We start from the raw sequence: 12,471 nt of genomic DNA, 5'->3' as shown, positions 1-12,471 counted from the left end.
CTCAAACGTCGAGATCGGTCGCCAACTCGCCCATCAGTTCGATTGCCTCGTCCAGATCCGGGCCGAGCGGCGAACTCATCGCGAGGCTGTCTGCCTCCGAGAGGATGGCCTCGAACTGCTCGCGGGTGCTCTCCGGCGTGCCGGCGATACAGAAAGCGTCGATCATCGCCTCGCTGACCAACCCGAAGGCCTCGGTGAACTCGCCAGCAGAGATGGCCGCGCCGATCTCACTCGCTCGCTCGGGGTCCAACCCGTGTCGGCCGAGCACCGGTTTGGGTGCCCCGCTGGCGATGAAGGCGACCGGGGGACGCGCGGCCTCGCGTGCGGCCGCCTCGTCGGTCCCGAGGCTCACGCTCGCGTAGACACCGAACTCAAAGTTGCCGCGGTGATCCGGCCGTTCGTCGAGTCCCTCGGCAACGCGCTCTGCCGCCCACTCGATATCGCGGGTGTGTGCGCCATTGTAGAGGATGCCGTCGGCGTACTTCGCGGCCATCCGGGTCATGTGTGGTCCCTGTGCCCCGACGTAGATGGGGAGTCGGCGGGCCTCGTAGTTCAGGCCCGCGTCGACAGCCTCGAAGGTGCCGTCGTGATCGACGCGCTCACCGTCCCAGAGCCGTCGACTCACCTGCATGGTTTCGAGGACGCGACGGAGCGCGTCGTCGTGGTCGTAGCCGAGGTTACCCAGCGTGGAGCGATCACCCGGCCCGATGCCGTAGACCCCACGGCCGTCGGAGAACTCGTCGAGGGTGGCCGCCCGGGAAGCGAGCGTCACCGGATGGCTCTCGTAGGGGTTAGTGATTCCCGGTCCGAGTTCGATGCTGTCGGTCCGGCGGGCGATATCCGTCAGCGCGACGAACTCGTCGCGGTTGTTGTAGTGGTGGCTGACGAAGACCGTCTCGAAGCCTGCGTCTTCGGCGCTGACGGCGAGTTCGCCGATCCGCTCGACCGGATGTTCCGGCGTGAGTTCAATCCCCAGCATGTGAATGTTCTTTGAGCGCCGGTCGGATGAGGTCCTCGTCTTCGTCACGGAACAGGTCGTCACTGCCGTCGAACTCGCCGAACTCCCAGTCTCGGACAACGGCGACTGGCTTCCCGCCCGCGCCCTCGCCAGTGACGAGGTTGGCGGCCGCGGCGAGTTCGTCGACGACCGCCTGCACGGTCGCTTCGAGTTCCTTCCCGTCGCGGTCCTCCTTGCCTCGCCAGTCCCGCGCGGCCGGGATCCCCGCCCAGCCGATTGCGACGCCGCGCTGGCCGTGGCGGAACGGCCGCCCCGACGTGTCGGTGACGATAACCGGCACGCCGAGTTCCTCGTGGAGGCGCTGCGCGCTCGCGGTCGGATCCTCCGGCAGGAGCAACAGATCCGCGTCGGGAATGTTCGAGCGGTCGATGCCGGCGTTGATCGTGATGTGACCGAAGCGGGTGACCGCGAGCATGATCGGAAACTCCATCAGCAGTTCCTCGCTCTCCTCGATGACGGCCTGTGCGAAGCGGGGGTCTTTCTGTTCGTCTGCGAGGTCGCCGACCTGCTCGGCGATGCGCTCGGCTTGCTCGCCAGCCGAAAACTCGGCGAGGTCGGCCTGTCTTCCTTCAGTTTTCGAGACGATTGTGCTGGCGACACAGACGATATCGCTGGAGGCGAGATCGACCCGGTCTGCGATCATGGCGGCGATGTCGTCGCCGGGTTCGATCTCCGGCAGCCCCTCGACGGCGAAGACGTTCATACCGCTACTGGGGTGTACCGCCTCAAAAGGGGCCCGAAACTGGCGAATCTGGACGGAGTCTCTGCGTTCTGGCAGCGCCGTTATGCCTCGTGGACAGTGACCGAAAGCTCGCCGGTCTCGGCGGTTGCGGCCATCATCGTCGCCTCGCTCGCTGGACTGGCCGCCGTGACGCTGCCGGGGTTGAGCAGCCGAATTCCGTCGCGAGCGGTGTCCAGCAGTTCGTGTGTGTGGCCGGCGACGCCGACCGCCGACTCGCTGTCGGCGTGTTCTCTGACGGCGTCAGCGACCCGCTGTTCGTACCCCCGCGGCGAACCGGTGCCGTGGGTAACGACGAACTCGACGCCGCCGAGTTCGACGGTTGTCACGTCGGGCAGCCCGACGTGTGGATCCATATTGCCGGCGACAGCGGTGAGTTCCGGCGCGAGATCCTGTATGTCGGCGAGTGCTCCTTTCGAGTCGAAATCGCCCGCGTGAATCACGTGGTCAACGGCCGTGATCCGCTCGCGGAATGGTTCGGGGATTGCCTGTGCCCGAGACGGAATATGGGTGTCGCTGATGATCGCAATCTCCATACTTCATACTGTTTTGCAATCATCAAGAAACCCGGCGTCGGCGTCAGCACCTGCCGGATACCGCCGATTCGCCCATCGCGACGGCGGTCACTGCGAGAACAGACTCGTGTGTACGGGCGCGAACTCGTCTTCGGGCTCGAATTCCTCGCTCGTGTCGGTGATCGCTTTGCCAGTGAGTCCCTCTTCGAGGAAATCCGAAAGCGGCGGGCCGACGTTGTCCGGTTCGACGAGGAAAGCGTCGTGGCCGTGGTCGGACTCGATGACGTGATGGGCAACGTCGACCGACGACTCACGCATCGCGTCAGCCAGCGCCTCGGCCTGTGTGACGGTGAAATGCCAGTCCTCGGTGAAGGACATGACAAGTGCGTCACCCTCGAAGGCAGCGAGTGCGTCGGCGTCGTCCTCGAATCCCTGCGAGAGGTCGTAGTTGTCCATCGCGCGGGTCAGGTAGAGATAGGAGTTGGCGTCGAACCGTTCGACGAACTTCTCGGCCTGATAATCGAGATAGGACTCCACGTCGCGGTAGGGGAAAAAGCCGGCTGCGGGGTCGGTCGGGAACGTCCGGACGGCGTCGCGGCCAGCGGCGCGGCGGCCGAATTTCCGGTCCATCGAGGACTTCGAGAGATACATGACGTGACCGATCTGTCGGGCGATGGCCAGTCCATCCGACGGTGGTTCGTCGTCGTAGTACTCCCCGTGGTTCCAGTGCTCGTCGGTCGTGATGGCGCGGCGGGCGATGGCGTCCAGCGCGAGACACTGCGGATCGAGGCGGGCAGCGGCGGCAATGGGAACGATCCGTTCGACGTGGTCGGGATGCTGTTTGGCCCATTCGAGGACGTTCATCCCGCCGACGCTGCCGCCGACGACGGCGTGCAGATGCGGGACACCGAGTTCGTCGAGGAGGCGGCGCTGTGCTTCGGTCCAGTCGGTGACGGTCACAGCCGGGAACTCAGTACCGTATGGCTCGCCAGTCTCGGGGTTGGTCGACGGCGGGCCGGTCGAGCCGTAACACGATCCGGGAACGTTCGCGCAGACGACGTAGTACTCGGTCGTGTCAATGGCCTTCCCCGGGCCGACGATGTCGTCCCACCACGCGCGGGCCTGTCCGGCCGTGCCCGACGCGCGACTGTGGCCCGCGACGTGGGCGCTTCCGGTCAGGGCGTGACAGATCAAGACGGCGTTTTCGCCGGTGAATTCGCCGTAGGTCTCGTAGGCGAGTTCGAGATCGGGAATCGTCTCGCCGCACTCGAACTCGAACTCACCCAGCGAGATTGTGTTGTGTTCGACGTTCATGCTGACTCTGCCTGCTCGATTGCCTGATCGAGGTCCGCGATGATATCGTCTTTCTCTTCGATGCCGACCGACAGACGCAAGAGGTCGGGCGTGACGCCGGAGGCACGCTGTTCGTCCTCGCTCAACTGGGCGTGGGTCGTGCTCGCGGGGTGGATGATCAGCGTCTTCGCGTCGCCGATGTTGGCGAGGAACTGCGCGAGTTCGGTCTCCTCACACAGTGTGACTGCCGAATCGTAGCCACCCGCCAGCCCGAAGGTGACCATCCCACCGAAGCCGCCGTCGAGATATTCCGCGGCGTTGTCGTGGGTCTCGTGATCGCTGAGTCCAGGATAGTTCACCCACGCCACGTCCGGATGGTCGCCGAGATACTCCGCGACGGCCATGGCGTTCTCGCAGTGCCGTTCCATCCGCAACGACAGCGTCTCCGCGCCCTGCATCGTCACCCACGCGTCGAATGGTTTCTGTCCGGTCCCCGTACTCCGGACCGAGCGCTGGCGAGCGGCCATCGTCACTGGCTGCTTGGGGAACTCCTCTGCGAAGGTTGTTCCCTCGAAAGCAGGACTTTCGCCGCCGATTTCGGGGAATCGATCGGGATACTCCGTCCACGGGAACTCGCCGTCTTCGACGAGGACGCCGCCGATTGTGGTGCCGGAGCCGTGAATCCACTTCGTCGTCGACTCCCAGACCAGATCCGCGCCGTGTTCGAGCGGGCGACACAGCGCAGGCGTCCCGAAGGTGTTGTCGACGAAGACGGGAACGCCGCGGTCGTGAGCCACCTCGGCGATGGCTTCGAAATCCGGCGTCACCAGCGAGGGATTGCCGATGGTCTCGAAATGAACGTAGGCAGTGTCCTCGTCGATGGCTTCCGCGTACGCCGCAGGGTCGAGCGTGTCGACGAAACGAGGATCGATCCCACGGCGGGTAGACATATTCGAGTAGTAGGAGTGGGTGCCGCCGTAGATGGATGACGCCGTGACGATGTTATCTCCCGCGGCGGCGAGAACGGATGTCGCTGCGTCGAGCGCGGCCATCCCCGACCCCGTCGCAACGGCGCCGGTTCCAGATTCGAGACTCGCGAGTCGGCTTTCGAGCATCGAGACCGTCGGGTTGTCGAACCGGGAGTAGACGTTGCCGTCCGCTTCCAGCGCGTACCGTTTCGCGGCGTTGTCCGCATCCTCGAAAACATACGACGTCGTCTGATAGATCGGTGGGGCTCGGGCCCCTGTCGCCGGGTCTGGCTCTCCCTGCCCGGCGTGAATACACCGGGTCCCGAAGCCCAGCGGCTGCTCTGTTTCGTCAGTCATGTATGACACTCATATATCTCCAGCCATCTATAACCACGAGTTACGGCAAAACTCGCGGCAATTGTTCCGTAATGCCATCCCACAATCGTGTCCGCCCGTGTGCAGAAAGACCAGTAGGTGCCACCCCGAAGGGAGGGTATGAGCAAACAGGAACTTCGCGAGCGAGTCTGGGACGAACTCGAAGCGAGCGGGGAGGCGCGGTTTCCATATCCACCACACGGCAGAATTCCAAATTTTGCGGACGCGAAAGAGGCCGCCGAGCGACTGGCCGAACTCGACGCGTGGCAGGACGCCGACGCGATCAAATCCAATCCCGATTCGCCGCAGTTGCCGGTCCGGCGCGCTGCGCTCAGACAGGAAAAAACGGTCTACATGGCCGTCCCACGACTGCGCGACGAGCAGTGTTTTCTCGAACTCGACCCGGCCGAGATCGAGGATATCGATCACGCGACGACCATCGGTGGCTCCGCGGAGATAGGCGTGCAGGTCGGTCTCAAGGAGATGGAAGCGATCGATCTGATCGTCTCCGGCAGCGTCGCGGTGAACGAGACCGGTGCCCGCGTCGGGAAAGGCGAGGGGTACAGCGATCTGGAGTTTGCGCTCTTGCGGGAGTTCGGACTGGTCGACGAGTCGACGACGACAGTGACGACGGTACACGAGATGCAGGTCGTCAACGACGATATCGAAACCGAACCACACGACGTGCCGATGGATCTCATTGGTACACCGGATCGCAGGATACGAACGGATTCAGGAGCCGAGAAACCCGACGGGATCAGCTGGGACCAACTGAGCGAGGGGAAAATCGAGGAGATACCGATCCTCCAGCAGTTGCACTGAGCAGGACCGAAAAGAATAGACAATTGGTTGATATTTTTCGTGTCGCTTAAACAGTTGCACGGAAATGTCCGCCATGAGCAGACCCGGCGACAGCCTGCGAACGTTCGTTGTGCGGATTCAGCAGGCCGGCCGCCACCGGTGGCGGAATTTGCGTCGCTGGATCGAATCCACCCAGAATTTCGTCCATCTGTCGATTCTGTTGCTCGTTCCGTTGCTCATCGGTCTCGTGACAGCGCTGTCGAACGCCGTTCCTGGCCTCTCCTTTCTGTTGTACCCACCGCTGGCTGCCGGCGCCTTCACACTCTTTGCAGACCCGGAGGGACGGTACGCCTCCATCACGCGCTTCGTCGGCGGCCTCACCCTGGGAGCGGTCTGTGGCTGGGTGGCCGTCGTCGCCGCCTCGACGCTGATCTACGAGCCTGCGACCAGCGGCGTCAATCCCGTCGCTGCGACGCTTGCGATATTTCTGACCGGAATGACGACGTGGTTGCTCGATACCGAGGAGCCGGCGGCGTTCTCGACCGCCCTGCTGACGCTTTTCGTCCACGCACAGGTCGATCAGCCCTGGATATACGTGTTGAGCGTCGCCGCCTCCAGTGCCATCGTCGCCGGTGGCTTCGCCGTCTGGCGGCGGGCGTTCTACGAGCGACGTGGCCAGTATCTGTACGAGGCTTCACAGGGCGACGACCACATTCTCGTCCCGATGCGTGGCCACGAGGCGGAGCATACGGCGATGCTCGCTGCTCGCCTCGCCGCGCCGCATCGCGCCGGGAAAGTCGTCCTGTTGGATCTCGTCGCCGAGGAGTGGATGGCCGAAGCCGAGCGGGGCCTACTCGAACGGCACAGTTCCGCACGCCGACCCGAGGTGACTGGCGACGCCACCGTCCCGGACGATGTCCCCGACCACGAGGCAGTCGCCGAGGCGGTCGACCGACTCGAAGTCCAGGCACACGAAGTCGAAACCACGACCGGAGTCCCCTGTGAGGTGCTCGTCGCGTCCGGCGGAGCAGATTCGGGCCAGACGGCACTCCGCGCCGCCCGGCGGACTAACTGTGACCTCATCGCAGCCCCCTACGAGGTCGAAGACGGTCAACTATCTCCGTTCGTCCAGACGCTGTTTCAGGGAGAGGCCGACGTACTCGTCCATCGGACCGATGGCCACCTGACCGACTGGAATCGAATCCTCGTCCCGGTTCGCGGGACCAGCGATGTCGCCCACGGCATGGTCGAGTTCGCGACTCGACTGGCCGGCACGACTGGCTTCGTCAGCGTCGCAACCTGTCTCGGGTCCTGTAGCGAACGAGAACGCCGCCGCGCGGAGTCGATGTTGTCCGATCTGGTCGAACCGTTCTCCGGCCCCATCGAAACCCGAGTCGTGGAGATGGAGGTCGACGACTTCCTCCAGCGCAACGCCGCCGAGTACGATCTGGTCATCATGGGTGCCAGTCGGGACCGGAGTCTTGCCTCCCGACTGCTCACGCCGCCGACGTTCAAGCGAGTCGGGGAGTTGAACGTCGACGTGGCTATCGTCGACCGGAACTGAGCGGGTACACAGCGTTCGGTCAGAATCGCTCCAGGACCGCATCGAGAATCGCCGTCGTCGCGGGCCGATGTAGCGGCTCGTTCTCGTTGCCACACTGGGAACTCATCAGGCAGGCTGGACAGCCGTCGTCGCGCCCACAGTCACAGACATCGACGCGCTCGCGAGTCTTCTCGGCCACCTCCTCGAAGTGCTCGTAGATGCTGTGTGCGAAGCCGACACCACCTTCGACGGCGTCGTGGATGAACCAGACTGGTGAGTGCGTTTCGGGGTGGGCGAGCGTACTCAGCCCACCCATGTCGGAGTTATCCAGCCGCAGCGCCAGCGGCGCGAGTTTGATCATGCCGTGTTCCGCGCCGTGCAGGCCCCCGGCAAGCGTCCACTCCTGCTCGCCGAGCGGGCTCTCCTCGGGTTCGTCGAGCATCGAATCGGCGGGAATCTCCCCGAGCACTCGATCCAGCACACGCTCGGGGAGTTGGATCCACATCAGTTGCGTACGCAGCGAGAGTGGCTCTAGCCCGGTGGCCTGCGGCGGACCGACTGGTTCGCCGGTGTCGATATCGATTCGCTTGAAGGAATGATAGTGTACGTCGACGGTCCCCATGCCGGCGTGGAGGACGAAGCCGTCGCCGAGGTCGATCCGACGCTGGCTCTCGATGTCGCGGATCTGTTTGTCGCTCAGCGTGCGCGTGTACTCCCGCGTCGAGACCTCCCGGAGTTCGACGTACGGCCGGGGTACGTCCTCGACAATCTCGACGACCTCGTACTGCTGGCCGTCGTACAACGTGAGCGCGCCGGGATGATACTCCCGGTAGACCCGGTCACGACCGAGCGGTTCCATGTCGATATCGCCGTTCGTGCAGCGGACCTGGTACTGCTCGTCGGTCGTCGCATACATCGAGATGTCGGCCTGCGGGCGCGGCGGGCCGTCGTACTGTGCGCCGCGGTCCAGATCGCCGGTCATCTGGCCGGCATCGCGCCACATCTCGACCGCGCGCTGGAGTCGATCCTCGGGACCGAACCACTCCGCGTCGTCCCACGTCAGCGGCCGTTCCGCGCTCGCACAGAGCAGGTGGCGGGCGTAGACCGCGTGGTTCGTGAGGTCGACGACCGCGTCCTCCACGTCGTCGGCAAGCAGATACTCCGGGTTGTCGAGGATGTACTGGTCGATGGCGTCGCCGCGGGGGACGAACACCGACAGGGCGGTGGAGGTGCCCCGGCCGGCGCGGCCGATCTGTTGCCAGAAGGACTGGCGAGTGCCGGGATAGCCCGATAGAACTGTGGCGTCGACAGAGCCGATATCGATGCCGAGTTCGAGCGCGTTCGTCGAGAAGACGGCATCGGTGTCGCCCTGTTTGAGTGCGTACTCGATCGAGCGGCGTTTCTCCTTGCTCAGGCCGGCGTGGTAGGGATCGGTGCTGAGATAGCCCCCGTCGGGATGGTCTCGTGCGGTGTTTTGGGCCTGCTTGGCGGCGAGTTCGGTCCCCTGCCGGGATCGGGAGAACGCGAGCGTCTGGACCCCGTGCAGGCCGAGATGAGCGGCAACCTCGGCGCCCTCGCCGTTCGCACCCTGGCGCATCGCGGGCAACAGGTCGTCGTCGGAGAGTTCGGCGGCCGCTTCTTCGTCGGAGACACGAGGTTGCCAGAAGGCGATTTCCCGGCGGCCGTGGGGGCTGCCGTCCTCGTCGACGACGGCGAACTCGCTGCCGGTGAGCCGTTCGGAATGGTCGGCCGGGTTGCCGATAGTCGCCGTCGAGCAGACCAACTGCGGGTCTGCGCCGTAGTAATCGAGCATCCGCCTGAGTCGGCGCAGCGTCCACGCGACGTGCATGCCGTGAATGCCGGTGTAGGTGTGGCTCTCGTCGATGACGAGCAACTCGCACTCGCGGAAGAGCGAGCGCCACCTCGTGTGGCTGTCGAGATAGACGTTGATCCCCGCGAAGTTCGAGATGACGACATCCGCCCGGTCGCGGATCAGCGGTCGGCGGTCTGTCGGCGTGTCGCCGTCGTAGGTCTCCGCGGTGGCGTCGACGCCCAACTGCTCGAAGAGGTCGTTGACCGCCGCTTCCTGGTCGGAACTTAGTGCCTTCGTCGGATACAGAAAGAGCGCTCGTGCGTCGGGATTGCGCTGTTTGAGTGCGGCGAAATACAGCGTGTAGATCCAGGTCTTTCCAGAGGCCGTCGAGGTGCCGACGGTGACGTTCTCGCCGCTGTCGAGCAGGTCGAGTGCTTCGGCCTGGTGGGAGTAGAGATCGTTGTCCAGCGCGTCGGCCAACTCCGCCGGAAGCACGCCGTGGGGATCGGCATACTCGCCGTCGCGGGCGGGTTGGGTCTGTGTGTGCGCAAGTTGATCCTCGTAGTCTGGATAACTCTCCCGGAGCGTTTCGGGATTCAGCAAATCGTCGGCTGTCGGTGTGTACTCGCTCATCAGAAATCACTCAACTGTCCCTGCGCGGTGTTGTCGCCGGTCGCTGTACTCTCTCCGCCCGTTTCGGTGGAGTGAGTCCGAGTCGCTTCGGCCAACGCATCGTAGACGTGCGCGAGTGCCCGAACGTCGTCCTCGCAGTATCGTTCGTGTCGGTCCCAGTCCAGCGCCGTCTCCTCGCAGGGGTTGGCTTGCCAGCGCTGGAACAGTCGGGCGACGGCCGCGCCGGTCAGCCCAGTATCGGCGCTCTCCCAGCCAAGCGCCGCCGCCACGTCTTCGAGTTTGTTCGTCCGGCCGGGGAGCAAGGCCTGGCCTTTCGTCGTCGCCCAGTAGTACGGATCGAACGCCCACGTCTGCTCCCAGTCGTCGAGATAGCGCGGACAGTGCTCGGCGAGTTGCTCCTCGATGACGGGGAAGTCGAAGGATCGGCCGTTGTACGCGACGATTGGGCGGTTCGGCGCGTTGCTCTGCAGCCACGACAGGAGGGCTTCGACCGCCGCGGCGGGTTCCTCGGGATCCTGTGCGAGGAAGGAGTGGTACTCCTCGGTTCGACTGTCCAGCACGCCGATTAGCCAGATCATCGTCGGATTGAGCCCATCCGTCTCGATATCGATGAAGACGGGATCAGCCGACGGGAATCCCTCGTCGCCGTACCGCCGGACTTCGCCCTCGATACTTGCCGTGGCGCTTTCGGTGACAGTCTGGGCTGTCTCGCGGCCGAATCCGGCCAGTTCTCGGAGGTCGTGGATCCCTGCCTCGGCAACAGCCTCGCGGGAGCGAAAGCCCGCTTCGCGCAGTTCCTGCGCACGGGTCGCGCCGACCTGATCGAGTGCGCGGAGGCCGAATTTCTCGGGCGTGCGCGTCTGCGTGCAGACGACACCGTCAGCCTGGAGTTGGAGATGAGCAATACCGGGCTCAGTTTGGCCCTGTCGTTCGTTCGCGCCGGGGAGCGCCCCCTGGACGGCGAGCGGTCCCCAGTCGGTTCGGTACTCGGGGTTCGCTTCGGTCGTGAGATGGGTGTAGCTCCCAGACAGCGCTGAGGAAGGGAAAGCAGCCTCGTACGCCTCGCGGCCGTCGAGTCGGGTTTCGAGGTTGATGAGGTCGATGTCGACGGCCAACAGATCCGAGAGGAGGTACGTCTCGCCAGCGGTTATGAGATCCTCGCCTTCGCGGTCGGGGAGTTGCCGGAGCGAGTCGGTGTCGGGGACGCGAAGGAGGTCGACAGAGTCAGTGGCGTAGATCGGTCGCAGCGTGCGGGGCCGCCGGTCGAGGACGACGACTGGCGTGTCCGCGGGGAGAGCCTGCTGGATTTCGATTTCGTGGTGTGGTTTGGGGACGGCGACGACATCTGGGGCGAAGTATTCGACTGCGTCTGCAAGCTGGGAGGCCGTCATCCGCGAGAGGGCGACATCGGGATAGACAGTGAGTTCGATCTGTCCGGCCATTTCGATGGCAGGGGATTGTGGCCGGGCGTATATCAGGCTGTCTCCACTGGCAGTTCAGCGGAGTTCCCAGCTTGCGGCCAGATCAGTCGTCAGGTCGATACTCACCGTTGCGTTACTCACCCGGTCGGGAATCTCGAACAGCAGCGGCCCACCGGTGGCAGCACCCGGAGCGAGTTCACCACCGGAGTACGTCTCCGACAGTCGTGAAATCGTCGGGGAGTACTGTTGGCCGTCGGCGATCAGTTGCGTATCGAACCGCGTCGGGACGGAGACTGATCGCTCCCCGATATTCTCGACACCGATGCCGACCTGTGCCCACTGCCGACCAGGGTCGGCTTGTTCGGTCTCTCGTCCGTCGAAGCCGTCGTAGGTATACGTCTCCGAGAAGGTCACGTCCTGAACGGCAATCCGGTATCTAGCCGTCTCGGTGCCGATTTCGGCTGCCCGCCCGACCGGAAGTCTGGTCAAATCGACGAGATCACGCTCGACAGTGTCGAGATCGAGTCGCCACTCGGTGGTGACAGGATCGGTCAGACTGCTCCACTCTGCGAATAACGACGCCTCCTCGCCCGTGTCGCTGATCTCGAAGCCGACCGTCGCCTCCTGAGTCACGCCAGGACGGAGCTCCTCGAAACCGGTGTAGTTCTGGTCGAAGACGAACGGAAACTGTGTCCGATCGTACTGTGTGGAACCGGCGACAAGTTGGAGTTCAGAGGGAACGCCGACAGACTCCTCGCCGGTGTTAGTCATCGAGACATCGATCAGGAGAAACAGATCGTTGTCGGGATGCTCTGACTGGATGAACGAGCCAGTGTTGTAGATCAGGACATTCCGAAAGCGAGCATCGTGCGGCCGAAACTCCAGACTCACGTCGTCGTTAGAGAACTCGACGGTGTCGCCAAACTCGAACACGGTCTGTTCCGTGTCGTCGGATTCTGTCTCCTCGGTAGCGGTCCCCGAGTCAGATTCCCCGGTAGAATCGGTCTCGTTAGAGTCCTCTGCTGGGGGGTCGTCCACCTCTTCGACTGTCGCGTCGTCCTCGGCACAGCCAGCGGTCGAAGCCACACCAGCCGCGGCGAGCGCCAGCAAATACCGTCGTCTCTCCATGACTCTGTCTGAGAGTGTCGGGAGCTAAGTATTTTGGCGACCACGCAGTCGGATACCGCTGGGCTGTCTCGGACCAGGCATGAATGACGAAGCCGGCGCTACGCTCGTCGTCATTGTGTTTGGAAAAACGTCCTGACGGAGTCCTGCGCGAGCAGAGAGGGACCGAAGGTCCCTCAGGGAGCCGGCGCGAAGCGCCGGCGACGAAGCGAGCGCAGGGCAAGTCA

General features: G+C 64.1%; 10 protein-coding genes. 2 read left to right on the top strand and 8 right to left on the bottom strand.

The features are described 5' to 3' along the window. Position 1 precedes the first annotated feature (1 nt). From V8P86_RS14865 to V8P86_RS14845, 5 genes are all read right to left on the bottom strand, one after another. Complete coding sequence (locus tag V8P86_RS14865) at positions 2-979, bottom strand: 5,10-methylenetetrahydromethanopterin reductase (RefSeq protein ID WP_336328074.1); 978 nt, start codon at positions 977-979, stop codon at positions 2-4. Continuing rightward, positions 966-1,721 carry a coenzyme F420-0:L-glutamate ligase gene (locus tag V8P86_RS14860; RefSeq protein ID WP_336328073.1) on the bottom strand — a complete coding sequence of 252 codons (756 nt, stop codon included), beginning with the start codon at positions 1,719-1,721 and terminating at the stop codon, positions 966-968. Before V8P86_RS14860 ends, V8P86_RS14865 begins: the two co-directional genes overlap by 14 nt. A gap of 80 nt (positions 1,722-1,801) precedes the next feature. Beyond that, positions 1,802-2,293, bottom strand: coding sequence for a metallophosphoesterase family protein (locus V8P86_RS14855; RefSeq protein WP_336328072.1), 492 nt, complete (start codon positions 2,291-2,293; stop codon positions 1,802-1,804). Between the two features lie 87 nt (positions 2,294-2,380). Continuing rightward, entirely contained in the window at positions 2,381-3,586 is a 1,206-nt protein-coding gene (gene metX, locus V8P86_RS14850) for a homoserine O-acetyltransferase MetX (protein WP_336328071.1), read from the bottom strand. After that, a complete protein-coding gene (locus V8P86_RS14845) occupies positions 3,583-4,890 on the bottom strand; it encodes an O-acetylhomoserine aminocarboxypropyltransferase/cysteine synthase family protein (protein WP_336328070.1) in 1,308 nt (435 codons plus the stop codon). The genes metX and V8P86_RS14845 overlap by 4 nt, the downstream gene beginning before the upstream one ends. Before the next feature lie 138 nt (positions 4,891-5,028). Here V8P86_RS14845 and V8P86_RS14840 point away from each other — a divergent pair, with 138 nt between their 5' ends. Together V8P86_RS14840 and V8P86_RS14835 are read left to right on the top strand one after the other, a co-directional pair. After that, a complete protein-coding gene (locus V8P86_RS14840; protein ID WP_336328069.1) occupies positions 5,029-5,730 on the top strand; it encodes a 5-formyltetrahydrofolate cyclo-ligase in 702 nt (233 codons plus the stop codon). Between the two features lie 73 nt (positions 5,731-5,803). Then, positions 5,804-7,273 carry an HPP family protein gene (locus tag V8P86_RS14835; protein ID WP_336328068.1) on the top strand — a complete coding sequence of 490 codons (1,470 nt, stop codon included), beginning with the start codon at positions 5,804-5,806 and terminating at the stop codon, positions 7,271-7,273. A 19-nt stretch (positions 7,274-7,292) separates the two neighbouring features. Here V8P86_RS14835 and V8P86_RS14830 read toward each other — a convergent pair whose 3' ends face one another. Genes V8P86_RS14830 through V8P86_RS14820 form a run of 3 tightly spaced genes read right to left on the bottom strand, consistent with a single transcriptional unit; the run spans position 7,293 to position 12,247 of the window. Further along, entirely contained in the window at positions 7,293-9,698 is a 2,406-nt protein-coding gene (locus V8P86_RS14830; protein WP_336328067.1) for a DEAD/DEAH box helicase, read from the bottom strand. Beyond that, entirely contained in the window at positions 9,698-11,140 is a 1,443-nt protein-coding gene (locus tag V8P86_RS14825) for a ribonuclease H-like domain-containing protein (RefSeq protein ID WP_336328066.1), read from the bottom strand. Before V8P86_RS14825 ends, V8P86_RS14830 begins: the two co-directional genes overlap by 1 nt. 54 nt (positions 11,141-11,194) lie before the next feature. After that, the gene (locus V8P86_RS14820; protein WP_336328065.1) at positions 11,195-12,247 is read right to left on the bottom strand and encodes a DUF4352 domain-containing protein; all 1,053 of its coding nucleotides are present in this window, start codon (positions 12,245-12,247) and stop codon (positions 11,195-11,197) included. Positions 12,248-12,471: the final 224 nt, after the last annotated feature.

The organism is Halovenus anhuiensis (assembly GCF_037080055.1).
Taxonomy (GTDB): Archaea; Halobacteriota; Halobacteria; order Halobacteriales; family Haloarculaceae; genus Halovenus.
The sequence above is the reverse complement of the archived record's forward strand: the minus strand, read 5'-3'. Positions and strand labels throughout refer to the sequence as shown.

What these genes read in the sequence shown, in the direction of transcription:
- V8P86_RS14865 (WP_336328074.1), bottom strand. Translation starts at nt 979, where the DNA reads ATGCTGGGGATTGAACTCACGCCGGAACATCCGGTCGAGCGGATCGGC.
- V8P86_RS14860 (WP_336328073.1), bottom strand. Translation starts at nt 1,721, where the DNA reads ATGAACGTCTTCGCCGTCGAGGGGCTGCCGGAGATCGAACCCGGCGAC.
- V8P86_RS14855 (WP_336328072.1), bottom strand. Translation starts at nt 2,293, where the DNA reads ATGGAGATTGCGATCATCAGCGACACCCATATTCCGTCTCGGGCACAG.
- metX (WP_336328071.1), bottom strand. Translation starts at nt 3,586, where the DNA reads ATGAACGTCGAACACAACACAATCTCGCTGGGTGAGTTCGAGTTCGAG.
- V8P86_RS14845 (WP_336328070.1), bottom strand. Translation starts at nt 4,890, where the DNA reads ATGACTGACGAAACAGAGCAGCCGCTGGGCTTCGGGACCCGGTGTATT.
- V8P86_RS14840 (WP_336328069.1), top strand. Translation starts at nt 5,029, where the DNA reads ATGAGCAAACAGGAACTTCGCGAGCGAGTCTGGGACGAACTCGAAGCG.
- V8P86_RS14835 (WP_336328068.1), top strand. Translation starts at nt 5,804, where the DNA reads ATGAGCAGACCCGGCGACAGCCTGCGAACGTTCGTTGTGCGGATTCAG.
- V8P86_RS14830 (WP_336328067.1), bottom strand. Translation starts at nt 9,698, where the DNA reads ATGAGCGAGTACACACCGACAGCCGACGATTTGCTGAATCCCGAAACG.
- V8P86_RS14825 (WP_336328066.1), bottom strand. Translation starts at nt 11,140, where the DNA reads ATGGCCGGACAGATCGAACTCACTGTCTATCCCGATGTCGCCCTCTCG.
- V8P86_RS14820 (WP_336328065.1), bottom strand. Translation starts at nt 12,247, where the DNA reads ATGGAGAGACGACGGTATTTGCTGGCGCTCGCCGCGGCTGGTGTGGCT.